The organism is Micromonospora sp. DT81.3 (assembly GCF_049847225.1).
GTDB lineage: Bacteria > Actinomycetota > Actinomycetes > Actinomycetales > Microbacteriaceae > Microbacterium.
In genome coordinates, this window is record NZ_JBNCNY010000001.1 from 563,823 (window position 1) to 586,867 (window position 23,045).

Genomic DNA, 23,045 nt, shown 5'->3' on the forward strand with positions numbered 1-23,045 from the left:
AAGTCGACCGGGTACGTCGTGCGCTCAAGATCGGAAGCCGCCGGCTCAGCGGCTGCACCCGACGCTTGTGCGACAGAAAAGCATGCCAGTGCGGCGACTACTAGGACGCCGCGTCCCCATCTGATCATCGCTGGAACCCATCTCGTCGTGTGAACCGGGTGGCGAGGCCTTTTGCACGTGCTGTTGTCGTTCCGCTGCCAGGAAAGGCGGAGTTCGACCGGCACAGTGTGATTTCGAGGACACGCGCCGAGTCATGGCCATCATGCGCCGCTGGATGAGGTTCCGCTACCCCGCTGCCACGCGAGATCGGGCCGCGCTGTCGCGTGCCGGAGACTTCGCCACGTACAGCCCTGACGCCTGAGCGCAGAAGCACGTCCCGACGTTATCCATGGCGCGACGCGTCGACCTCCTGCACACTCGGAGCATGCGAGCTGCTCCCCGTCGTTCCGCCGCCGTTGCTCCCGTCCTCGTCGCTGGTGCCCTCACCGGCCGCACCGCAACGGCGAGTGCCGCGCCGCAGCATACGCAGAGTCCCGTGGTGAAGGCGAATCCCGCGGCGGACGCACTGGCGGTGGTGACGCCCGCGCAGGTCGACGCGGCCGTCGCCGACATCCCCAACGCGGTGCGCGCGGCGATGGACGCGACGGGAGCCCCGGGCATCGCCGTCGGCGTCGTGCACCGCGGTGAGGTGATCTTTGCCGAGGGCTTCGGCGTCCGCGACGTCGACAGCGGGGAGCCGGTGGATTCCGCGACGGTGTTCGCCCTGGCATCCGTCTCCAAATCGGTCGGGTCGACCGTGATCGCGCGGGCGATCGACGAAGGGATCGTGAAGTGGGACACACCGGTCTCCGAGAATCTCGAGGGATTCACGCTGTCCGACCCCGACGTGGGGGCGAACGTCACGATCGCCGACATGTACTCCCACCGCTCAGGTCTGTACGAGCACGCCGGCGATGAATTGGAGGAGATCGGCTACGACCGCGGGAGCATCATCGAGCGACTCCGGCACATCCCGCTCGAGTCGTGGCGTGCGGTTTACAACTACGGGAACTTCGACCTCACGACCGCGGCAGAGTCCGTCGCCCGGGCATCCGGTGAGGACTGGGCGACGCTCTCGGAGAGCCTGGTCTACGAGCCCCTGGGCATGACATCCACGAGCTCGCGGTACGCGGACCTCGAGAAGCGGGAGAACCGTGCGCTCGGCCACATCCAGCAGGACGGTGAATGGATCGTCAACCCCGAGCAGCGTCAGCCCGACGCGCAATCGCCCGCGGGGGGTGTGAGTTCCAACATCGACGACATGGCGACGTTGACGAAGATGCTGCTTGCCGCCGGCGAGCACGACGGGGACCGGTTCGTCGAGGAGGCGTCGCTGCTGCCCGCGATGTCGCCGCAGATGATCCAAGGCTCCCCGAATGCCTGGGGAGCCCGGGCCGGCATGTACGGCTACGGCTGGAACGTGGGCACCACCGTCGGCGGGCTCGTCGACGTCAATCACTCCGGCGCGTTCGCCATGGGTACCGGGACCATCGTGAAGATGCTCCCCGGAGCGGACATCGGGATCATCGTGCTGTCCAACGCGGCAGCCAACGGCGTGGCCGAGGGCATCGCGAACCGCTTCATGGACATCGCGCAGTTCGGGGAGGAGCGCCGCGACTGGATCGACTTCTTCATCTCCGTCTTCGACCGGATCATGAACGAGCCCCTCGGCGAATTCGACGGTCAGAATCCTCCAGCGGATGCCGCTCCCGCGGCCGCTCTCGCCTCGTACACGGGCGAATACGCGAACGACTACTTCGGGCCCGCGCTCGTCGAGGCGCAGGGCGACGAGCTCGTCCTCAGTCTCGGCCCTACAGGTCGGTGGCCGCTCGAGCACTGGTCCGGCGACGTGTTCGTATTCCGACCGAGAGGCGAGAACTCGAACCCGCAGGCAGTGTCGCAGGCCACGTTCAACGGCGAGACGCTCGTGCTCGAATACTTCGACAAGCACCAAGTCGGCACGTTCACACGGTGAGCCGCCCGCCACGGGTGATCCCGCAGCGGGCGAGGTCCACGTCGTCGATCACGCGCGTCGTCTGGCCCCCGCACGCCAGCCGACGAGGAACGCAAGCGCGATCAGTCCGATATTGAGTGCGATCAACCCGGCGATGGTGATGCGGGAAAGGAACACGCCGCTTCCTTCCGGGGTGAAGGTCGCATCCGCGAGTGGTTGGTAAGCGAACCAGCTGAAGGTCACGGGGGTGGACAATCCCGCCACGAGGGCCACGACACCCGTCACCGTCAAGATGCCCGCAGTCACCCACGCCGCCGCTGACCGTCTAGACATGCCGTCGCTTGTGGAGCGGTGTCTCCGTGATTTCGAGCAGCTCGCGCAATACGTCCTCGATCTTGTTGACGAGGGTGATGTGCCCCGCGTCGTCGATGAGGTGGGCGATCGACGCCGGGACGTTCGCCGCCAGCCACTTTCCGTGTGCGAAAGGCACCGTCGTGTCCAGTCCACCGGCCCAGACGGCAACCGGCACAACGATGCCCGTTACGTCGAATCCCCACGGCGCGACCATCGCCAACCCGTCGTCGCGCGCGCCGATGACTCCCTGCGCACCGGCTCGATGCATCATCTCGGTCAGCCATACCGCCAGCTCCGCCGTCCGCGCAGTGTCATCCGACGGGGTCAGCAAGGCGCCTAATCCGGCCTTGACGTCGTCGACTCTGGCAGCCGTCATGGGCAGGAAGTACATCTCCTTGAATGCCCCGTAGGCCTCATACCCGGTGAGTGCCGCCGTGAAGTCCGCGACGTTGCCTGGTCCCATGCCGGCGAACCAGTCCAGACCCTCTGCACCGAACGGGGCGAGGCCGGCCAGCGTCGCGGCCGCCTGACACCGTTCCGGCAACATCGCCGCGCACGCCAGGGCGCGTGGGCCACCCCCGGACCAACCCACCGCGACGAAGCCGTCCATTCCCAGCGCCGCCAGGATGGCGTCGACGTCGGCGACATCGTCGGCGATCCGTGCCCCCTGCGCCCGCAGCGGTCGAGGCGTGGAGCCGCCATAGCCCGGCCGTGACCACGTCACCATTCGAAGGCGCAGCTTCATCGCCAGCGCATCCAGTCGCGGATAATCTGCCGCTGCCGACGGACTGCCTGGAATCCACAGCCACGGGAAGCCGTCCGGATCGCCGGCCGTCAACACCTCGATCCTTCGGCCTCCGGCCGTCGTCACCACGCCTCGTTCACTTCCCATGCACTCGCTCATTCCTCGTCTGCGGGAGTCGACTGCCCACGACACCAGGGCAGTTCGTCCGTCCGGTTCCCCGTTCAGCTGCGGGCGGCCTCCAGGATTCGGGTTGCGGCGACTTCGGCTCCGGGTTTCGCGGAGCGCAAGCGTGCAGCCGTGGTCTGTGCGCGCTCCCGCACCGTGACGTCCTGCAGCAGCCCCGCGGCCTCCCGCCGGATCTTGGTGGGATCGCTGCGGGCTGAGATTCGGCGCCCCATCCCGGCTCTTTCGAGCACATCTCCGATGAGTCCTTGGTCGGCAGTGGGATTGAGCGGCATCACGAGCAGCGGAACGCCGTAAGAGAGGGCCTTCATCGTCGTGGAGTGCCCGCCATGACCGATCACGAGGGCGGCTCCCGGAAGCAGCTCGGCGTGCGGCACGAAGCCGCGGACCTCCACGTTGAACGCCGCCGGCGGTGAATCCCCGATCTCGAACCCGCCGGTCGTGACGATCGCGACGACGGGAAGCTCTTGCAGCGCCTCGATGGCATTGCGGTACGCGCGCCGCATTCCCGGCAGAGAAGTCGTCGAGAACGACACGACCACGCGTGGCGGGGTGGTCGAACCAAGTGGGGATTCGGTCGGGCCGACCTCCGTCGTCCCTGTCCATACGTAGTCGGCGAACTCCGGCTTGTGGCTCGCCGGGTCCAGCACCGGATCGGTGAGCACCAGTCGAAGCGTCGCGGCCCCCCATAGCGCACGAGGAGAAAATCCGAGCGCTCCCACCAGCGCCCCGAACGGACCCGCCAGGAATGCGCGGCGCCAGTATTCGGCGAAGGTGTGGAAAAGCACCACGACCGGCACCCCGCTGCGGTTCGCGCCCTGGATCAGCGCGAGCGCCATGCAGTCGACGACGACGACATCTGGGCGGTGGTCCCGGATGAGCGCCTCCGCCTCCGCCGCAAGACCACGGCTGACGAAGATGCGCAGGAGCGCCGGCCCCACCGGCTCAGGAGAGCCCGACGCGTCTCGCTTCTGTCCCCACGAGGCATCGACCTCGGTGAGTGCGGCGGCATCGTCAGGGGGGCCGTCGCCTGAGTCCGCGGTCGGGCCTGCGCCGACGAGGATGCCGGCGACATCCACCTGGGCGCCGCGGCGGCATAGTTCCAGGGCGATCGCAACCGTCGGCGGCACGTTTCCACCCAAGTTCGCACTCAGGAACAACACCTTCATTCGAGGACTGTAGCGAGCGCGAGCGCTCCCGCGCCACGACGTCTCGTTCACTGGTGCCCTTCAGCACGACGAGCCGCGGATCGCTCAGCCCAGCGGTTGGGAGGTCCGCACCGCTGCAACGCCGTCACGAATCGCCTTGCTGCCCGCGGCCGCATGGGCCCGCTCGTACACGAGGGAGGCATGGGTGGCATCGGTGACGATCTGCTGGCGGCTGTTCGTAGACAGGCTCGCCAGTGCTTTCTGTGCTGGGAACCACTTCCCCGAGCCCGGGCTCGAGAATCACGGTGGGGCTGCCGGAGCCGGCGCAGTGGACGTGCAGCCGGTGCCCGCCGACATCGGCGAGGTCACCGGGAGGAGGGTATGCGGTGGCGTCGATCCGCTCTTTCACGGTCTCGAAGGCGCCGCCGATCGCCGCGAAAAGCAGCGCAACGAGCAACGGGTAGAGGCCCACCGCCGGGTCGGGCTGCGCAGTTGCCGATCGCCGGCCCCGGCGCGGGCGGGGTCAGGTCCACTCGGCGAGGTGAAGGATCTCTTGAACCGACTCATCGACCGACGCGGGGTGGGTAGCCACCTGGAAGTGCCGGATGCGCTCATGATCAGTCCGGGCGTGGTAGACGTCGACCCACCGGCGCAGACCGACGGCCATCTCCTCGGTGGGCTCGCGCTCGGTGACCCGCTGCTTCAAGATCTCTATGGGCGCGGTCAATTCGCAGATGAGAAGCCGCGCTCCCGGCAGCACGGCGCGCAGCAACTCGACCTCCTCCGCGTCGGCGAACACCGTCGGGATGATGAGTTTGATGTCGGGGACAGCGGCGACGTAGTTCGGCCAGATGGCCCGCAGGTTCTCGCGTGGGAAGTGTCTGCCGGGGTAGGGATGGATCAGGCTGAGCTCGTCCATGTCGATGACGCCCCACGGGATGTCCGCTTCCACGAGCGTCAAAGCCAGAGCTCGCGCAAGCGTGCTCTTCCCGGACCCCGGGGAGCCGTGAAGCGCCAGCGCATCTGCCACAAGCCCCATTATGTTCGACGATGGAGGCCGATCGCTGCGGCGTTGACTGCCCGCAGGATGTCGTCGGCAGCGGTCTCCACGCGCCCCAGGTTCACACCATGTCCGGTCGACCCATGAAGGTCGAGGCCCGCGGTCACTCCCCCGCGTTGACGGCCGGTCGTGTCAGACGTACCACTCGCCTGCGTTCACTCCGTAGCGGTGGTGCATCCGTCCCGCGTCGAGAGGGGCCGTTTCGTGGCCCGCCAGTTCCTGTACCCAGAGCGGCTGCTGGTCCACCGTCACCGACCCCGTGCCGGCCGTGAAGTAGGCGACGATCGGAGGGCTCGTCACGAACGCGGCCGCGAAGGCGCCGACACCGCTGACCCGCACCAGGGCGTCACGCGAGCTCAGGTCGCGCATGAATACAGCGAACGCTTCGGGATCCTCGGATGCCGGTTTCTGCGGCGCGGCCGGCAGCTGCGAGAGAAGCCGGCCGACGATTTCTTGACGCTGGGCCGCGGGCAGGTGAGCGAAGGCGGCCGCGTAGGCCTTATCGGCGACGCTCGCGGGAACGTTTCCCAGTACGTAGGCGTATCGCGCGATCTGCTCGTCTTCGCTGATCGCGTGCTGCGCGTGTCGAAACTTCACGTTCTCTCCCTGACTGATGAGGGTCAGAGTACGCCGACCCAAGCGCGGCGTCGATGGGTGCATTGCTCGGGGACGAATCCTCCGGGGGCACGGGCGGGATAATCTCGCATCGTGAGCAGCCGACAATCCGTCTCCGATTCGGCAGTGACCCAATTCGCCGTGCTTGATGCTCTGCTTGCAGGGGCGTACGAGTCGGGAATGGCGGTTGCCGATGTGCGGAAACTCGGCGACTTCGGCATCGGATGCTGCGATCATCTCGGCGGCGAGGTGATCATCCTCGACGGCGATGTGTTCGAGTGCACGGTCGATGAGTCCCCGCGGCGTATGGCAGAGGACCGAGTCCTCCCGTTCGTCGCTGTCAGTCCGTTCCCGGAGGTATCGGCGCAGCCCATCGCCGGCGCGGATCTGCCTGAATTCACCGGCCGCGTCGAGAAGGGTCTCGTGAGTCGAAACCTGTTCCACGCCGTGCGCGTGGATGGCGTGTTCGCCGCCCTCCGCATCCGCGTGACTCCGCGTCAGGAGCGCCCGTTTGAACCGCTGGCGGAGGTCACGAGCGGTCAGATCGAGACAATGGTGACGGATGCTCGCGGCACGCTCGTCGGGTTCTGGACGCCGCGCATCTATCAAGGAATCAGCGTCGCGGGTCTGCACATGCATTTCATCGCGGAAGACCGCAGCGTCGGCGGCCACGTTCTGGATGTGACGATCGCCGAGGCCCGGCTGAAGCTCGCAGCGCATTCCCGCTTCAACCTGCGCCTTCCCACCGACGAGCACTTTCTCGAAACCGAGCTGACGCACGGTGAGGATCACCGCATCGTCGCCGTGGAGGGCGGCACGGTCGCGGACGGGAACGCGTCGGATGCCTGAGCGCAACCGGATTGTCTACGAGCGAGTGCTGCATTAGCGTGCATGAAGTCGATCGATCCGCACCCGCGCGTCGGAAGACCCAAAACGGAGGTTTGCCTTGTCGGTCGGTTTGCTCGCAGTCGTAGACGACATCCTCACCGCCGCCGTCAAGGCGAGCGCGAAGACGGCCGGCGTCGTGATCGATGACGCGGCGGTCACCCCTCAATACGTGCAGGGCGTGACCCCTGCACGGGAGCTGCCGATCATCGGGAAGATCGCGATCGGCAGTCTGGTCAACAAGTTCGTCATCATCATCCCCATCGCTCTGCTGCTCACCGCTTTCGCGCCGTGGGCGTTGCCGTGGCTGCTCATCCTGGGCGGCTCATACCTCTGCTTCGAGGGCGCCGAGAAGGTCATGGAGTGGTTCGGCGCTCACCATGGCCCTGGTCAGGACGAACCGCGCGACGAGCGCAAACTCGTGTTCGGTGCGATCCGCACAGACCTCATCCTGAGCGCGGAGATCATGCTGATCTCCTTGGCCAGTCTCGATGCGGACTTCGGGATCTGGATGACCCTCGGCGCTCTGGTCGTGATCGGTCTGGGGATGACGCTGCTCGTCTACGGTGCCGTCGCGCTCCTGGTCAAGATCGACGACATCGGACTGGGCATGGCGCAGAGCTCCGCGAGCGGGGTGCGAGGCACCGGGGAGTGGATCGTGCGATCGATGCCGACGGTGTTCCGCATCATCAGCGTCATCGGCACGGTGGCGATGCTCTGGGTCGGTGGCCACCTGGTGATCGCGAATCTGGCGGAGACCTTCTGGGCCGGCCCCTACGACCTGCTGCACGCCGCGACGCATGCGATCGAGTCGCTCGGGCCGGTCGTGGGGTGGATCGTCGACACCGCGCTTTCCGGCTTGTTCGGCCTCGTGTACGGGCTGATCATCGCAGGGATCGTGTTTGCGGTGATGAAGCTCGTCAGGCGGAAGGCGCCGGTCGACGCTTCACATTGAGGGCTTGCTGGCCGGCGTGATGGTGCGGGCGTGACGGGCGGCGGGTTGCGGACACGGGATAATGAAGTATGTCCTCCTCCGTCGAACGCCGCTCCAATCCGACTGCCTGGGCCGCGTTCTGGGTCGCGCTGGCCGGCCTCCTGCTCATGCCCATCCCGCTGTTCATCGGGCTGATCCTCGGCGGCGGGCTCTCTATCGTCGCCGCGGTCCTTGCCGTGATCGCCCTTTTCAAGGGTCTCGCGCGCGGCGGCAAGGGCATCGCGCCCGTCGTGTTCGCCGGCATCTTCATCGCGCTCACCTGGGGCGGCATCTCAGTCGGGGGCGGCACTCTCTGGTAAGTCGACCGACCGGTGGCGCTCTGCCGCTCTCTGTCGCGGCGTCGCCTCCGGCCCGCCGGCGTCACCAGGTGAGCTCGACCTCCAGCTCGTTCTCGCCCTCCTCGCCGAGCTCCACCTCTACCTTGAGGTTGACCTCGTCGGGGATGCGCACGGTTATCTGGCGTCCCTCGCGGTAGAACTCGACCGAGTTGTTCTTCGCCAAGGCGTCGGCGAGTGTGCGAAGCTTGGCGGCTGCCTCCTCGCGGCTCATGCGCTGGGTGTCATTGATGTCGAACAGGTCCATGGTGTCTCCCTGGTTTCGTCTTCTCGACCGTACCGACCTCTGCCCGGCCGCGCACAGTTTCGAGGGGGTCGGCGGCTTCGATCGTTCTCAAGGGCTCATCGACTGTCGGTGATTTCCATTGTCACGTAGGCGCCGCCACCCCAGTCGAAAGTCACCTGCTGATCGGGTGTCATCCCCTGGGGCCGCTGATAATCGGCGAGCTTGTCATAGCGGAGCGACACCTCGAGCGCCCCGTCCACGGTGGTCTCGGCGGGAATGCATTGTGCTTCGGTCGCGGTGCCGTCGGTCACCAGCAGACAGTTCTCGGGCCCTTGCCCGCTCGATACCCCGGCGACCCAGAGCGCCCATCCGTAGTAGACGCCGAGCGGCTGCACCCAGCTGGTCACGCCGTTGGCGAGGAACATCGGTACATCGGGTCGCTCGGAGAAGTCGATGAACTCGCCGCGCAGGCTGTCGATGAGCAGAGGGATCGTCACGGGATCGTCCGCCGTGACATCGGTCCGGGCGGGTCCTGCGGTCGGAGCTGCGGTCGCCGCGTCCGCGCGGGTCGGGTCCGGCACCGCTTGCAGCGCGGCGACCGTGCTGAGGGCCGCCGCGAGCACCGCGACTGCACCGACGAGGCCGACGATCAGACGGCCGCGGGGCGAGGGGCGACCGGTGGCCGGCCCGGCGACCGGCGGTCCTGCACCGATGACGGCACCGGATGTCGCCCCTTCGTCAGCGATGGGACCGGATGTCGGGGCCTCGGCCTCTGGGTCGCCCTGGGTCCATGACGGCACGGGTGCGGCCGGCCGGGCGGGGAGCGCGAGCTCCTCGAGCTCGGCAAGGCGCTTCAGCGCGACCGAGTCGCCGGCGATGTCGGCGTCCCGGCTGTACGCGCGGCGACGCAGCGCGGCCAGTTCGGCGCGGGCCGCGGCATCCATCGTCAGGCCATCCTGCCCGCGCCGGGTCTGCGCTTCGGTGAGCTCCCCACCCTGTCACGCTACGCCCGGACGGGAGAGGCGGGGTCAACCTGGCATGACATCCACCCGGTGACCCAACGACGGCGGAAGACCTGCGGGCACGAATGAGACTCCTCGTTCCACGGTGTATCACGCACCCGATTGGAACCTCTCTCACTGCATCGGGCTTCGCCGTCGCCGACGATTGGTCCACCAGACTCCGTAACCGTGCTGCACCCGTCCATTCGCTACGTAGGACGATGAAGAGTGGGAGGTGACCCATGTCGGGTTCTGAAGGGTTCGGGCCGTCGGATCCGGGTGCGGCGGAAGCCGTACCGTTCGCCGTCGCGGGACCGTCGCAGCTGAGCCTGGACGGCTTGCGGCGCGGCAGTGTGTCGTTCACGGTGTCCAACCTGACGGGGAGACCCGTACGGGCACGGGTGATGGTGCAGCCGGGCGCAGGCGCCGACGCGTCGTGGTTCCAGATCGAGCCCGAGGTCGGACAGCCCGTGCCGCCAGCGGGATCAGCACCTGCCGGAGCTGCACCGGCCGGCTCAGCCTCGGGAGGGCCGGCGACGGCTGAGCGGGCTCTGCCTGTGGCGGGCACGGCGACCGTGCAAGTGACGGTGCGGGTTGCGGACCAGGCGCCGGCCGGAGCAGCATCATTCGCTCTGGGCGCCGCGTTGGAGGAGGCCCCCGACCGGGTGGTGGCGGGTCCAACGGTCGCCTTCCAGGTGTCGGCGCCGCCTGCCAAGCGGAAGTTCCCGTGGTGGATATTCATCGTCGCCGCCGTGGCGCTGATACTCCTCGTCGGCGGCGGGATTCTGATCTGGTCGCTCGTCCAACCCGATCCCGACCGGACGCCGACGGTTACGCCCACAGTGACCCCCACAGTGACGCCCACGGTGACGCCCACGGCGGCGGCGGACCGGTGCCAGCCGGGTTACGTCTATCGCCTCGTGGTGCCCTCAGATGAGGTGTGCGTTCTGCCGGCGTCGGCCGCTCAGGTCCTCGTGGACAATGCCGAGGTGACGCAGTTGCGGCGCAAGCCCAACCCGCCGGGCGGGCCCTACGGGGAGAACACGTGCCTTCCTGGATACGTCTGGCGCGACGCCTACGTCGGCGACCAGATCTGCGTCACGGGCGAGACCCGCACGCGGACGGCGCAGGAGAACGCAGAGGCCTCCCTCCATGCGGCACCGTAACCGATTGTGGTCGCGGCAGCGTCCAGGGGAGTTTGCTCGGGACAGGGCCGTCGCCGGAGAGCGGTCTCGTCGCCTCGCCTACCGAAGGATCGCCGTAGGCGCCTGAATGAGCTCGGTTCGGCGAATCGGCGCGCCGGCGCAGCTTCGACAAGGCAGCCCCGAGCAGCGCGACGCAGTGTCCGCTACGGAGGGCTAGTCCCGGACGGGGTCCGGGACGGGCTTCTTCGGTGGCGTGAGGCTCACGCCTGCCGCCACGACGAGGGCAGAGAGAGCGAGAGCGGCAAGACCGGCGCCGAGCGTCAGCGCCGAAGCGACCGCGCCGACTAGAAGCGGACCGGCGCTGTCGCCGAGCTCTCGGCCGAGTTCCGCTGAGCCCATCGTGCGACCCATCCGCTCAGGCGGCGTCGAATCTGCGAGGGAGGCGAACGCGAACGGCGTGACCACGCCGATGCCGACACCGATGAGGATTGCCGCCGGGTACAAACCCGCAGGTCCCAGAGGCACGGCCGCGGTCAGCACACCCGCAGCCAGGAGCACGAGGCCGGCGACGGTGCCGGTCCGATCCGACACGGTGCCCCGGTCGCGACGCGCGCCGACCACCGGCTGCACGATCGCGGAGCACAACGCCAGCACCGACGCGATCGCCACTGCCCCGATCACGCTCGACCCGCCTTCAGTGGCAAGGGCCGGAAGGAAACCGATCGACGCACCCAAGACGGCCGTCGAGGTCGCCAGAGCGAGGGTGGGAATCACGAAGCGACGATCGGTCGTCTGTCGAACCAGATCGATCACGGTGTAGCGCGGGCGCGGCAACGGCGGGATCGATGGCAGCGCAACCGCCACCCAGATCGCGGTTACCGCGGCGACCGCGGCCAGCACGCCGAACAGCAAGGGCATCCCGCCGATGCCGATGAGCGCGGCCGCGAGTATCGGCCCGAGCGTGTACCCCAGCGACTTCCACGAGCCGTATCGACCGAAGTACCGACCGGTCCGACCTGGGCCCGCGAGTCTCGCCACCGACGCCGACGCAGCCGGAGAGAACGCAGCTGCGGCGGCCCCTTGCCCGAGCCGCGCAACCGCGAGCATGACCATGTTGTCCGCCCCCAGACCGAACAACGACAATCCCGCGAACGCCACGAGCCCGCCCACGATGACGGGCTTCGCGCCGATCCGGTCAGACAGCGATCCGAAGATGGGCTTGAGCAAGACTTCCGCGACGTCGTACAGGGCGAGGAGCACACCGATGCGCAGAAGGCTGAGGCCGATCTCTTCGCCCGTCGCTCCCAAGCCCGCGGCCACACTGAACGCGCCGAATGCGGTCACGAAACCAGCCGCGTACAACGGGGCGATCGCCGACGTCGGCGCGGCATCCGCCATCTTCGTCACAACCATCCCCATCTACTCACGGCAGCTGGATAGCTGCTCCTCCAGCATCGCCTGCACCGACAGTCACGCTCGCCAGACGGTGCTCCGTCAACCGAAGAGAAGGAGGGCGCCTCACAAGTACACAGTTTCGTTTATTCAGCGTTCTATGTATTCTCCCTCGTATGTCTCCCGCAACCGCAACCGTGACGCACACCGCGGCGCTGGCTCGACTGGGTCATGCTCTGTCCGACGCCACTCGCGCCGGCGTACTCCTGGCTCTGCGTGAGGCGCCCGCCTACCCCTCGGACCTGGCCGATGCTCTGGGCGTTTCTCGACAGGTCATGTCCAATCAGCTGGCGTGCCTTCGTGGCTGCGGCCTGGTGGAGGCGGTACCCGACGGCCGACGCACGTGGTATCGGCTCACGGACGCACACCTGGCCCCGGCCCTGGATGAGCTGCTGCGCGTCGTCCTCTACGTCGAGCCCGGCTCCTGCGCCGGAGAGAGCTGCACCTGCGCATGACCACCACCGCACCCCGCGTGGCCGACGACCGCCGGCACGTTCTTCACCGCCGCATCCGGTGGATCGTCACCACGACAATCGCCTACAACCTGATCGAAGCCGTCGTCGCGATCACCGCGGGCACTGTGGCATCGTCGGCCGCGCTGATCGGATTCGGCCTGGACTCCACGATCGAGGTCCTGTCCGCCGCCGCGGTCGCATGGCAGTTCACGCGTCGCGACCCCGAGCGGTGGGAGAAGGGAACGCTCCGCGTCATCGCGGTCGCGTTCTTCGCCCTCGCCGCCTACGTCACGGTCTCGTCCGTGCTTGCACTCGTGGGTCAGGTCGAGGTCGAGCACTCCACCCTCGGCATCGTCATCACCGCTCTCAGCGTCATCATCATGCCGTTCCTCTCCCTCGCGGAGCGACGCGCGGGGCGCGAACTCGGATCGGCCACGGCCGTCGCGGACTCCAAGCAGACCCTCATCTGCACGTACCTCTCTACAGCGGTGCTCGCGGGCCTCATCGTGAACAGCCTGTTCGGGTGGTGGTGGGCCGATGCGATTGCGGGCCTCATCATCGCCGGGTTTGCGATCCGAGAGGGCATCGAAGCCTGGGGCGGCGATACCTGCGCCACATCGGTCGGGATGCTGCTCGAAGATGAGTCCGTTGACTCCAACGACTGAGCCGTGAGAACAGACCCCGGGAATGTCGATCGGATCAGCCCCGCCCCGACAAGACATCGGCGCACCGGATGAGAGTTCTGTGACCGCTTCGAGGAGAATCACAAAAAGATAACGAGAACCCCTTCCCATCCGTTACCTCGTCGTTATAGAGTGCAAGCACGGTAGTTGTTTTGCTGTGGCAGCTACCGACATGTGATTGCAGGACACTCTTGGTGCAAGGGACAAGGGCCGGTCGGGAGCCTCTCCGACCGGCCCTTACTCTTGCCTCCGGCATCCAGCCGTCGACCGCCGCTCTTGCCTCCGGCATCCGCCCCTCTTCCTCGGGCGCACCCCGCGATCGGGTGATCCCCGCATACCTTGTCAAGCCCCTGCCGAGCCCCCCGGGGTGCGCGGCTACCGTCTGTCGTGAACTGAACGATTCCCAGACGAAAGGGGTCTCGTGGACAACACGACCGACTACCTCCGAACACTGGCCGACGTCTACCGCGAGCCCGAGCCGGTCTCGTGCGTCTACGTCGACATGTCCGTCGACACGGCCGATCCCCCGCAGGTCGAGCGGGCCCGTTCGCACAGCGCGGTGGACGCGCTGCGACGCGCCGGAGCCCCCGATGCCGACATCGAGGCGGTCGTCGAAGCCCTGACCGAGGCCGAAGGCGTGCCCAGTCCGGTCACCGTCTTCTCCGTCGTGCGCGGGGGCGAAGCGCTTCTCACGGAGGTGATCCGCTCGACGCCGGCGGATGCCGAATCCGTGAGCTTCGGCCGGGTGCCGGACCTCTCGCCGGCGGTCAAGCACGCCCTGACCGCCTTCTCGTACCTCGTCGTCGAGACCGCCCGCGAGGGCGGGCGGGTGACGCTGTTCCAGGTCGGCAAGGCCGCCCCCGAGACCAGCGAGTACGTCGAGGGGCGCACCGACAGCCTGCACAAGCCCAAGCGCGGCGCCGGATCCCGCAACGAGCACACCCAGGACCACGTCGAGGAGATCTGGAAGCAGACGCAGTCCGAGGTCGCGACCACCATCGACCACCTGGTGCGCCGGCACCGGCCCCGGCTGCTCGTCGTCGCGGGCGACATCCGCGCCCGGCAGCTGCTCGCGGACGAGCTCTCGCACGAGGCGAAGGCGATCCTCGTCGTGGAGCCGACCGACACCGAGCCGGAGGGCGCGAGCGACGAACGCCTCACCGAGCGGATCGATGCCGAGATCGAGCGGATCGTCCGCGCGGACGAGGAGGCCATCACGGACCTCATCAACCTGCACGAGGGCCGCGGCGACAACCTCGCCGAGCTGACGGTCGGCGGCGTTGTTCACGCGCTCGCCTCCGCCCAGGTCGACGCGCTGCTCATCGACGACGCGCGGCTGGCCGACCGCGAGCTGCTTGCTCTGGATGACGCCCCCTGGGTCGCCTCGACCCCCGAGGACGCGCTGACCGCGAGGATCCTCGGCAGGGTTCCGGCGCGGTCGGCCCTCCTGCGCGCGGCGCTGCTCACCGACGCCCGCGTCTACTTCACCCGCGAAGCCGGGCTCGACGATCACCCGCTGACGCTGCCCGGCGAGGCGGCCGTGGCGGCCCTGCTGCGATGGCAGACCGGGCCGGCCGTTCCCGCCGCGTCGTAGCGACGACACTCCGTAGATCAACGAAAGGAAGCACCATGTCCGACAACAACCCGACCCCGATCGAGCTCCAGAAGTACCTCAGCGGCGTGGACTACCCGGCGAGCCGGGACGACCTCGTCCGGACTGCGCGGGACCAGGGCGCACCCGACGAGCTCGTACAGGCGCTCGAGTCCGCCTCGCAGGACTCGTTCGACAGCCCCACGGACGTCAGCAGCGCCGTCGCGGGGAAGTAGGACTGGGAGCCGCGACCCTTCGACGGGCTCAGGGACCGGCCCGGGGCCAGGGACCGGGCCGGGGCCAGGGACCGGCCCGGGGCCAGGGACCGAACCCCGCGGGTCAGACGCCGCCGCCTCCCCCGCCGCCACCTCCACCACCGGCGGAGCCGCCTCCGCTGGAGCCGCCGGAGGTGCTAGACGACGCCGACGCGCTCGATGACAGCGAACCGATGCCGGACGCGAACGCGGCCGCGTGGAAGCCGCTCGACCCGGTGTACCAGCCGGGCGAGCCGTCGGCGCCGTAGAGCACCGCGAGCTGCTCCGCCCATTCCTTCTCCTGGCCGAAGACGACCGCGTAAGGGAGAAGCACCTCGTACAGCTTCAGCATCTGCCGCGGGTCGTTGGTGTCGATCCGCTGCCGCTCGGCGCCGTGCGGTGATTGCAGCATCCGGATGCGGTCCGCCTCCGCCCACTCGATGAACACCTTCAGGCCCTCGAGGTGGTCGCGGGTCTCGGCGCCCTTGGCGGTCAGCGGCGTGCGCGTCACGAGCCCGACCACCACGAAGAAGGCCACGACGGCGACCGCCATCACGGCGATGGGACCGAGCGGGAAGACGCCGGCGCTGATCGCCGCGAACCCGAGCACGAACACGAGCGCCCCGGCGCCGATCGCGGCGAGGATCGGCCTCGCCGGCACCATCGGCGAGACCGGCCGGCGGAGGCCGCGCGTGCTCAGCTCGGTCGACGCCGCCTTGAGGATCTTCTGGGCGGCGGAGGAGAACCGCGTGTCGGCGCGCCCGAACTCGTAGACCGACCCGGCGGGCGCTCCGGGGCCGAAGAGCCCATCGAGCAGCATCCGCCCGTCACCGTCGGCCCGCGAGGGATCGACCAGCTGCGCCTCGAGCTTGGTCCCCCCGAACATCTTCGGCGGACCCTCGACGATGTGGATCGACCCGGCAACCGCCTGCTCCAGCACCTCGGCGGGAATCGCCTTCGTCGTCTTGCCCAGCAGCACCGCGCTCTCGAGTGCGTCGATCTCGGGCGGCGGGGTGAACTCCGTGATGATCGTGGGGCGACCGGGGTCATCGCGCAGGTGCCGCCGGCGCGCGACGGCGGCCAGCGCGATCGCCCCGGCGACCAGCAGCGCGGCGAGTGCCTGCAGCCAGCCCCACGGCGACGCGAAGTACGACGAGTCGAACGGCGTGAAGGTGCCGCTCTCGAAGCCGATCGCGACGGTCATCGTCTCGAACGGACCCAGTTCGGCGGCGGATGCCGACAGCACCGCCGAACCGGAGGCCCCGGCATCCCGCGCGATCTCGCACGTCGCCGTCGACCCCTGCGAGCCGCGGTAGCAGGCCTCCTCCCCTGTCAGCGCGCCGGCGAGGTCGGCCGGCATGCTCACCCGCGCGGACACCCGGCCGAACGGCTGCGCCCAGTCGACCCCGTTCACGTCCCAGTAGAACTCGTCCGCGTCGGTGTCGGCGAAGGCTCCAACCACGTTCTGCATCGTGTACGTGAAGACGTATGTCTGCCGTCCGTGCACGAAGTCGCCGGAGCGGGACGTGACGATGAGGTGGCCGTCCTCGCTCTCGGTCTCCTCTGGACGCGGGTCGCCCTCGGCATCCGTGACCGACGCCAGCGTGGGGAAGGTCGGCACTCCGTCGTACGAATCCGGGATGCGGCGCTGCATGCCGCGGTTCTGGTCGAACTCCGGGAACACGGCGACGAACGTCTCGACCACCGAGAGCCGGCTGGTGCCGTCGTCCGCGCGGTCCAGCGTGTAGTCGACGTCCATGCTCTCGAAGACGAAGTCCTGCACGCCGGCGGCCGTCGGCGGGGCGACGTTGGCAGGATCCGCGACGGCGAACGCCGCGAACGCGGGGACGGATGCCACAGCGGGTGCGGCGGCGACCGAAGCGAGCGCCGCGAGAACGACGGATGCCGCGAGCGTCGCAGCGCCGCGCATCCACCGGACCGATGCACGGGCCGGGCGTGCGTTCCTCACAGGCATCCTCACGCGGGCCAGCCTACGGGCGTTACCCTGGTGCGATGAATGACCGCCGTCTTGCCATCGAGGCCTGGGAGAGCCTCTTTCGGGCACAGCACGAGGTGTTCGGGGATCTCAGCGTCGATTTCGACGACACCACCCTCTCCCAGGCGGAATACGACGTACTGCTGACCGTCACTCGGGCCCCCGAGATGACGGCGCGGCTGCGCGATGTGACCTCGCTCATGCTCGTCAGCCAACCGAGCGTCTCGCGCCTCGTGGACCGCATGGTCGCGCGCGGACTCGTGACCAAATGCCCCGACCCCGACGACGGTCGGGGCGCACTGGTGCGCGCGACCGAGCAGGGTGCCCGCTCCTTCCGCACGATGGCGACGCAGCACGGACGTCGCATCGCGGAGCGGATGTCGGGTCTCGACGTCGAGGAGCTCCGGGTGCTGCGCGACCTGACCGCGAAGCTGCGCACTCCCCCGCCGGAGTGCTGAAGGCTCGGGGGCGCTGACCGGCGGGCGGCCCGGCCGGTCGGGCTCGGACCGCCGACCTACGGTGTACGGCGCCGCAACGTCAGGGCGGCCAGGATGACGGCGCCGACCACGAATCCGAGCACGACGAGGAGCGGGCCGACCACGTCCCAGCCCTCATCCCCCGCGGTCACGGCGTTCACGGCGTCGATCGCGTAGCTGAGCGGCAGGAAGTTCGAGATCGCGTAGAGCAGGTCCGGCATCTCGTCACGGGGCATGAAGATGCCTCCGACGATGATCTGTGGGAAGACGATCAGCGGCATGAACTGCACGGCCTGGAACTCGGTGCGGGCGAAGGCGCTCGCGAGCAGGCCCAGCGCGGTCCCGAGGAGCGCGTCGACGACGGCGACGAGGCCGAGCTGCCAGAGCGGTCCCTCGACGTCGAGCCGGCACACCCCCACGGCGAAGGCGACGGTGATCAGGGCCTGCAGCACCGCGGCGGCTCCGAAGGCGAGGGCGTAACCGGCGATGAAGTCGCCCTTGCCGAGCGGCGTGGTCATGAGGCGCTCGAGGGTCCCCGAGCGGCGCTCCCGCAGGGTCGTGATGCTCGTGATGAGGAACATGATCACGAAGGGGAAGAGCGCCAGGATCGGCGGACCGATGGTGTCGAACACCCCGTCCTGGTCGATGAAGAGCCAGGCGAAGAGCCCGACCAGGATGCTCGGCGCGATGAGCATCAGGGCGACCGAGCGGTGGTCGTGGCCGAGCTGCCGGAGCACCCGGCCCGCGGTGGCGAACGTGCGGGTGGCGTTCATGAGCGGTCGCCCTCTCGCCGGAGCTTCGGATGCGCCGCCTGATCGCGCTCGACGAGCGCGAGGAACGCCGCATCCGGGTCGGCCGCGCCCGTGTCGGCGAGCAGCCCTTGCGGGGTGGTGTCGGCGATGATCCGGCCGGCGCGCATCAGCAGCAGGCGGTCGCAGCGCAGCGCCTCGTCCATGACGTGGCTCGAGACGATGAGGGTGGCGCCGCGCTCGGCGAGCGCGTGGAACAGTCCCCACAGCTCGGCGCGCAGCACCGGGTCGAGGCCGACGGTCGGCTCGTCGAGCACTATCAGCTCGGGGGTTCCGAGCATCGCCACCCCGAGCGAGACGCGGTATTCCTCGCCGCCGCTGAGGGAGTCGACCGTCTGCCGGGCCTGCGGCCCGAGTCCCACCTCCCCGATCACGCGGGCGACATCGCTCGCCGGAGCGCCGATCAGCCGCGCGAAGTACGCGAGGTTCTGCTCGACCGTGAGGTCGCCGTAGACGGAGGCCGCCTGGGTGTCGTACGCGACGCGGTGCCGGAGCGCCGCCGAGCCGGCCGGGGCCCCGAGCACCGTGACCGTTCCCCCGTCGACCTTCTGCACGCCGACGATCGAGCGCATCAGCGTGGTCTTGCCGCAGCCCGAGGGGCCGAGGAGTCCCGTGAGCTGACCGCGCGGGATCTGGACGTCGAGCCCGTCGAAGACCGTGGTCGTCCCTCGGCGCACCCGGAGGCCGCGCACCGACACGGCGGCCGCGGCTGCGGCATCCGGGGTTTTATTCATCACATGATGAATAATGCTCCCGCGACGCGGGAATCACAAGAGGGAAGGCGTCGACGCGCGCGCCCCGCGCGCGGCCGGGTCAGCCTGCCGGGTTGGTCGCCTTGCCGTCGAGCCACAGCGTGTCGCTCGGGTCGCTGTGGGTGCCGCCCGACTCGACGTGCTTGCCGGGGATCTTCGAACCCTTCGTGATGACGTGCACCAGCGCCATCGCATGGCCACGACCGAGACCGTAGTCCGCGGCGAGCCACTCGACGATCGGCGTGGCCTTCGTGCCGGGCCCGAAGCCTTTCTCGGTCGCGAGCTCGAGGAACTGGCGGGGTGTTAGGCCGGTCTTCTCCTCGATGTTGTCGAGATATGCCTGGAACGTCATGTCTTCCCCTCGTGTTCGTCGAACAGGTAGCGCTGGACCGTGGGCGCGAGCCGGGTAACGAGCTCGTCGACGGATGCCTCGGCCAGCGGCGGCAGCCGCAGCACGTAGCGCCCGATCAGGAGGCCGGCGATCTGGGAGGCGACGAGCGCCGCACGCAGCTCGGCGTCGGGCGTATCGAGCACCGCCGCGATCTTGCCCAGCAGCTCACGGGAGATGAAGCCGGCGAGGAGCGGGGTCGCGAGCTTGTTGCCGATCGCGGAACGCAGCAGCACGACACCCCGCTTGCGGGTCTCCGGCACCTCCCACGCCTCGAGCAGGTAGCGCACGACCCGTTCGCCCACCTCGTCGCGGGGACCGTCGAGGATCTCAGGCAGGGCAAGGTCCGGGCGCATCGGCGCGCCGACCGTCTCGCCGAAGAGGTCGGCCTTGGTGCCGAAGTAGTGGTGCAGCAGCGCGGCATCCACCCCGGCCCGCGCGGCGATCGCGCGCATCGTGGCGCCGTCGTAGCCGCGCTCGCCGAACTCGTCGATGGCCGCCGCGACGATGCGATCGCGCGTGTCCGCGCCCCCGCCGCGGGGCCGGCCGCGCGGACGCCGCGGCGTCGGAACGGCGTAGTTCGGCATCCGCCCAGCCTAGACCTGGGCCCCGACGGAGCCCAGGCGCCAGCATGGAGCGCAGGGACCGACAGGGAAGCGGCCTGCGATGATGAGGGATGACTTTGGGCATGCGAAGCGACGTCCTGCGCCCGAGCGACACTCCTCGCGCCGACCGCGTCACCTACGTCGAGCTCTTCTTCGACCTGGTGTTCGTGTTCGCCCTGACGCAGCTCTCGGCGTACCTGTACGAGAACCAGACTCCGCTCGGTGCGCTCGAGGGCGTGATCATGGTGTGCGCGCTGTGGTGGGCGTGGGTATCGACGACCTGGGTGACCAACTGGCTCGACCCCGTCAGGCTTCCGGTGCGCGGGGCGGTGGTCGCGCTCGCCGCCGTGGCGCTGCTGATGAGCGTCGCGATCGCCGAGGCCTTCGGCGAGCGGGCGTGGACGTTCGCCATCGCCTACGTCGTGCTGCAGCTCGGCCGCACGGGCTTCATCGTCTGGGCGACGCGGCGGCACGACCCCGGGGTGGCCCGGGACTTCACCTGCGTCCTCGCGTGGACGGCGGCCGGCGCCGTGCTCTGGATCACGGGCGCGCTCCTCCCCCTGGAGCTGCAGCTGCCGTTCTGGGCCGCCGCGCTCGGGCTGGAGCTGATCGGCACGGTGCTCGGCTTCCCGGTGCCCGGCTACGGGCGGGCGATAATCGGCGCCTGGGACATCTCCGGTCCGCACATCGCGGAGCGCACCTCCCTCTTCGTGCTCATCGCGATCGGTGAGGGCCTGCTCGTCGCGGGCTTCGCGTTCGCGGGCACGGAGTCATCCCCGGAGAGCATCATCGCGCTCGGTACGTCGTTCGTGACCGCCGCGGCCGCCTGGTGGATCTACTTCGACCACGGCGAGCGCATCGGGTCCGAGGCGATCGAGGCCGCCGACGAACCGGGCCGCCTCGCCCGCACCGCCTACACCTGGGTGCACCTCGCGATCATCGCGGGGATCGTGCTGATGAGCGTCGGCGACAAGGAGGCGCTCGGTCATCCACATTCGGCGGGGCTCGAGGTGACGGTGATTCTGCTCGGGGGGCCGTTGCTGTTCCTCGTCGGCACGACGCTGTTCCGGCGGGTGCTCGAGCACCGCTGGGCGCGGGCGCACGTGCTCGGCATCGCGGGCATTCTCGTGCTCGCCGTGGCTTCGCCGCTGTTCGATGCGCTGGTTCTGTCGCTGGCGGTCGCCGCGCTGCTCGTGCTCGTGGCGGTGGGCGAGACCGTGGAGCGGGTGCAGCTGGGGCGGCGCAGTGGGGGATGAAGTCGCGGTCCTGGGGGTCACGGCTTGTTCCGTCAGCACTCGATGACGTTGACCGCCAGGCCGCCTTCGCTGGTCTCCTTGTACTTCGTCGACATGTCGACGCCGGTCTGGCGCATGGTCTCCACGACCGCGTCGAGCGAGACGTAATGCGAGCCGTCGCCGCGGAGTGCGAGCCGGGCCGCTGTGACGGCGGTGGATGCCGCGATGGCGTTCCGCTCGATGCACGGGATCTGCACGAGCCCGCCGATCGGATCGCATGTCAGCCCGAGGTGGTGCTCCATGGCGATCTCGGCGGCGTTCTCGATCTGCCGCGTCGTGCCGCCCATGACGGCGGTCAGGCCGCCGGCCGCCATGGCGCAGGCCGAGCCGACCTCGGCCTGGCAGCCGCCCTCGGCGCCCGAGATCGACGCGTTCGCCTTGAACAGCGAGCCGAGCGCGGTGGCCGTGAGCAGAAAGCGACGGATGCCGCGGCGGCGGTTCGCGTCGGCCACGAGGGCACCGTCGAGGGGATCGCTCGGCGGCGAGCCTATCGCCGGGTCCGAGCCTGTGCCGCGTCGCGAGCCCGAGTCGGCCCGCAAGCCTGAGCCGGTCCCCGAGCCGGTCCCCGAGCCCGAGCCTGTCCCCGAGCCCGAGCCGGTCCCCGAGCCGGTCCCCGAGCCCGAGCCTGTCCCCGAGCCCGAGCCTGTCCCCGAGCCGGTCCCCGAGCCTGAGCCGGTCCCCGAGCCTGAGCCGGTCCCCGAGCCTGAGCCGGTCCCCGAGCCTGAGCCGGTCCCCGAGCCTGTCGAGGGGTCGAAACCGAGCAGAGCGCTGCCAACGAGTTCCCCGTACGGCGTCACGGCGTTCCCCGCTCCGAGCCCGGCATCCGCGAGGAACCGCCACCAGTACATCGCAACGGCGGGCAGGATGCCGGCGGCGCCGTTGGTCGGCGCCGTGACGACCCGCCCGCCGGCAGCGTTCTCCTCGTTGACGGCGAGCGCGAACGCGCCGAGCCACTCACCGGGAAGCTCCCGGTGGCCGCCCGCCTCGGCCGCCTCGAGCTGCTCCCGGATCGCCGACGCCCGCCGCTTGACCTTGAGCAGGCCGGGAAGCACGCCGTCGTGGTGCAGGCCGGCCTCGACGCAGGCCGCCATGGCGTCCCAGATCGCATCGAGCCCCGCGGCCACCTCGTCCTCGGAGCGCAGCGACTGCTCGTTGCGCCTCGCCAGCTCCGCGATCGTGAGGCCGTGCTCGTCGCACAGCGCGATCAGCGACTCGGCGTCGGCGTACGAGTAGGGATAGGCGTGCGGGGTGACCTGCGCCTCCTCGCCTTCTCGGCGGATGAACCCGCCGCCGACGGAGTAATACGTCTCGGTGAGAAGCGGCGTCCCCTCGACGGGCTCGGGGACCGTGGAGTAGATCGTCCGGCCCGTCGTGCGGATCGCCGAGCGCGAATCGGTCGTCGAGCCACCACCGGTCGCCGAGCCAGCACCGGTCGCCGAGCCAGCACCGGTCGCCGAGCTTGTCGAGGCGTCGTGGTCCGACGCTTCGACAGGCTCAGCGACCGAACCAGGGTCAGCGACCGAGGCGCGGTCCGACGCTTCGACAGGCTCAGCGACCGAACCAGGGTCAGCGACCGAGGCGCGGTCCGACGCTTCGACAGGCTCA

The 23,045-nt window shown here is 69.2% G+C and carries 25 protein-coding genes; 11 read left to right on the forward strand and 14 right to left on the reverse strand.

Annotated elements, in window-relative coordinates:
- Window positions 1-424: 424 nt before the first annotated feature.
- Complete coding sequence (locus ACPW96_RS02715; RefSeq protein ID WP_425881933.1) at window positions 425-2,014, forward strand: serine hydrolase; 1,590 nt, start codon at window positions 425-427, stop codon at window positions 2,012-2,014.
- Between the two features lie 48 nt (window positions 2,015-2,062).
- Here the strand turns inward: ACPW96_RS02715 and ACPW96_RS02720 are convergent, their stop codons facing one another.
- The 5 genes from ACPW96_RS02720 to ACPW96_RS02740 all read right to left on the reverse strand — a co-directional run bounded on the left by ACPW96_RS02720 (window position 2,063) and on the right by ACPW96_RS02740 (window position 6,080).
- Entirely contained in the window at window positions 2,063-2,326 is a 264-nt protein-coding gene (locus tag ACPW96_RS02720) for a hypothetical protein (protein WP_425881934.1), read from the reverse strand.
- Window positions 2,319-3,239 (reverse strand): alpha/beta fold hydrolase, encoded by a 921-nt coding sequence (locus ACPW96_RS02725; RefSeq protein WP_425881935.1) that lies wholly within the window; start codon window positions 3,237-3,239, stop codon window positions 2,319-2,321. Before ACPW96_RS02725 ends, ACPW96_RS02720 begins: the two co-directional genes overlap by 8 nt.
- Window positions 3,240-3,313: 74 nt before the next feature.
- Window positions 3,314-4,444, reverse strand: coding sequence for a glycosyltransferase (locus tag ACPW96_RS02730; protein WP_425881936.1), 1,131 nt, complete (start codon window positions 4,442-4,444; stop codon window positions 3,314-3,316).
- A gap of 502 nt (window positions 4,445-4,946) precedes the next feature.
- Window positions 4,947-5,453, reverse strand: coding sequence for a hypothetical protein (locus ACPW96_RS02735; RefSeq protein WP_425881937.1), 507 nt, complete (start codon window positions 5,451-5,453; stop codon window positions 4,947-4,949).
- 162 nt (window positions 5,454-5,615) lie between these two features.
- Window positions 5,616-6,080, reverse strand: coding sequence for a hypothetical protein (locus ACPW96_RS02740; protein WP_425819399.1), 465 nt, complete (start codon window positions 6,078-6,080; stop codon window positions 5,616-5,618).
- A 144-nt stretch (window positions 6,081-6,224) separates the two neighbouring features.
- Here ACPW96_RS02740 and budA point away from each other — a divergent pair, with 144 nt between their 5' ends.
- The 3 genes from budA (at window position 6,225) to ACPW96_RS02755 (ending at window position 8,276) form a co-directional block, all read left to right on the forward strand.
- Window positions 6,225-6,947, forward strand: a complete 723-nt coding sequence (gene budA / locus ACPW96_RS02745) for an acetolactate decarboxylase (protein WP_425881938.1) — start codon at window positions 6,225-6,227, stop codon at window positions 6,945-6,947.
- Between the two features lie 97 nt (window positions 6,948-7,044).
- Window positions 7,045-7,938 carry a DUF808 domain-containing protein gene (locus ACPW96_RS02750; RefSeq protein ID WP_425819395.1) on the forward strand — a complete coding sequence of 298 codons (894 nt, stop codon included), beginning with the start codon at window positions 7,045-7,047 and terminating at the stop codon, window positions 7,936-7,938.
- Between the two features lie 68 nt (window positions 7,939-8,006).
- Entirely contained in the window at window positions 8,007-8,276 is a 270-nt protein-coding gene (locus ACPW96_RS02755) for a hypothetical protein (protein ID WP_425881939.1), read from the forward strand.
- A gap of 61 nt (window positions 8,277-8,337) precedes the next feature.
- Here ACPW96_RS02755 and ACPW96_RS02760 read toward each other — a convergent pair whose 3' ends face one another.
- Together ACPW96_RS02760 and ACPW96_RS02765 are read right to left on the reverse strand one after the other, a co-directional pair.
- On the reverse strand, window positions 8,338-8,559 hold the full coding sequence (locus tag ACPW96_RS02760; RefSeq protein WP_425819391.1) for an amphi-Trp domain-containing protein: 222 nt from the start codon (window positions 8,557-8,559) through the stop codon (window positions 8,338-8,340).
- Between the two features lie 95 nt (window positions 8,560-8,654).
- Window positions 8,655-9,482, reverse strand: a complete 828-nt coding sequence (locus ACPW96_RS02765; protein ID WP_425881940.1) for a hypothetical protein — start codon at window positions 9,480-9,482, stop codon at window positions 8,655-8,657.
- 299 nt (window positions 9,483-9,781) lie between these two features.
- On the opposite strand from ACPW96_RS02765, the gene ACPW96_RS02770 reads away from it, so the two are divergent.
- On the forward strand, window positions 9,782-10,705 hold the full coding sequence (locus ACPW96_RS02770) for a hypothetical protein (RefSeq protein WP_425881941.1): 924 nt from the start codon (window positions 9,782-9,784) through the stop codon (window positions 10,703-10,705).
- 192 nt (window positions 10,706-10,897) lie between these two features.
- Here the strand turns inward: ACPW96_RS02770 and ACPW96_RS02775 are convergent, their stop codons facing one another.
- On the reverse strand, window positions 10,898-12,097 hold the full coding sequence (locus tag ACPW96_RS02775; RefSeq protein WP_425819385.1) for an MFS transporter: 1,200 nt from the start codon (window positions 12,095-12,097) through the stop codon (window positions 10,898-10,900).
- Window positions 12,098-12,252: 155 nt separating this feature from the next.
- Between ACPW96_RS02775 and ACPW96_RS02780 the strand changes: the two genes are divergently transcribed.
- From ACPW96_RS02780 to ACPW96_RS02795, 4 genes are all read left to right on the forward strand, one after another.
- Window positions 12,253-12,591, forward strand: coding sequence for an ArsR/SmtB family transcription factor (locus ACPW96_RS02780; RefSeq protein ID WP_425819383.1), 339 nt, complete (start codon window positions 12,253-12,255; stop codon window positions 12,589-12,591).
- Window positions 12,588-13,256, forward strand: coding sequence for a cation diffusion facilitator family transporter (locus ACPW96_RS02785; RefSeq protein WP_425881942.1), 669 nt, complete (start codon window positions 12,588-12,590; stop codon window positions 13,254-13,256). Before ACPW96_RS02780 ends, ACPW96_RS02785 begins: the two co-directional genes overlap by 4 nt.
- A gap of 439 nt (window positions 13,257-13,695) precedes the next feature.
- Window positions 13,696-14,868 (forward strand): hypothetical protein, encoded by a 1,173-nt coding sequence (locus ACPW96_RS02790; RefSeq protein WP_425881943.1) that lies wholly within the window; start codon window positions 13,696-13,698, stop codon window positions 14,866-14,868.
- Window positions 14,869-14,903: 35 nt separating this feature from the next.
- On the forward strand, window positions 14,904-15,101 hold the full coding sequence (locus tag ACPW96_RS02795) for a DUF2795 domain-containing protein (protein WP_425881944.1): 198 nt from the start codon (window positions 14,904-14,906) through the stop codon (window positions 15,099-15,101).
- Window positions 15,102-15,204: 103 nt separating this feature from the next.
- Here the strand turns inward: ACPW96_RS02795 and ACPW96_RS02800 are convergent, their stop codons facing one another.
- Window positions 15,205-17,088 carry a DUF2207 domain-containing protein gene (locus ACPW96_RS02800; protein ID WP_425881945.1) on the reverse strand — a complete coding sequence of 628 codons (1,884 nt, stop codon included), beginning with the start codon at window positions 17,086-17,088 and terminating at the stop codon, window positions 15,205-15,207.
- 44 nt (window positions 17,089-17,132) lie between these two features.
- Between ACPW96_RS02800 and ACPW96_RS02805 the strand changes: the two genes are divergently transcribed.
- Window positions 17,133-17,573, forward strand: a complete 441-nt coding sequence (locus ACPW96_RS02805; protein ID WP_425819373.1) for a MarR family winged helix-turn-helix transcriptional regulator — start codon at window positions 17,133-17,135, stop codon at window positions 17,571-17,573.
- Window positions 17,574-17,629: 56 nt separating this feature from the next.
- Here the strand turns inward: ACPW96_RS02805 and ACPW96_RS02810 are convergent, their stop codons facing one another.
- The 4 genes from ACPW96_RS02810 to ACPW96_RS02825 form a co-directional block, all read right to left on the reverse strand.
- The gene (locus ACPW96_RS02810) at window positions 17,630-18,364 is read right to left on the reverse strand and encodes an ABC transporter permease (RefSeq protein ID WP_425881946.1); all 735 of its coding nucleotides are present in this window, start codon (window positions 18,362-18,364) and stop codon (window positions 17,630-17,632) included.
- Complete coding sequence (locus ACPW96_RS02815; protein WP_425882135.1) at window positions 18,361-19,134, reverse strand: ABC transporter ATP-binding protein; 774 nt, start codon at window positions 19,132-19,134, stop codon at window positions 18,361-18,363. Before ACPW96_RS02815 ends, ACPW96_RS02810 begins: the two co-directional genes overlap by 4 nt.
- A 79-nt stretch (window positions 19,135-19,213) precedes the next feature.
- A complete protein-coding gene (locus ACPW96_RS02820) occupies window positions 19,214-19,504 on the reverse strand; it encodes a DUF4287 domain-containing protein (protein WP_425881947.1) in 291 nt (96 codons plus the stop codon).
- Window positions 19,501-20,127, reverse strand: a complete 627-nt coding sequence (locus tag ACPW96_RS02825; protein WP_425819365.1) for a TetR family transcriptional regulator — start codon at window positions 20,125-20,127, stop codon at window positions 19,501-19,503. The genes ACPW96_RS02820 and ACPW96_RS02825 overlap by 4 nt, the downstream gene beginning before the upstream one ends.
- Before the next feature lie 101 nt (window positions 20,128-20,228).
- Between ACPW96_RS02825 and ACPW96_RS02830 the strand changes: the two genes are divergently transcribed.
- Window positions 20,229-21,401, forward strand: a complete 1,173-nt coding sequence (locus ACPW96_RS02830; protein ID WP_425819363.1) for a low temperature requirement protein A — start codon at window positions 20,229-20,231, stop codon at window positions 21,399-21,401.
- 32 nt (window positions 21,402-21,433) lie between these two features.
- On the opposite strand, the gene ACPW96_RS02835 is transcribed toward ACPW96_RS02830, so the two are convergent.
- Window positions 21,434-22,819 carry an L-serine ammonia-lyase, iron-sulfur-dependent, subunit alpha gene (locus ACPW96_RS02835; protein ID WP_425882136.1) on the reverse strand — a complete coding sequence of 462 codons (1,386 nt, stop codon included), beginning with the start codon at window positions 22,817-22,819 and terminating at the stop codon, window positions 21,434-21,436.
- Window positions 22,820-23,045 lie beyond the last annotated feature (226 nt).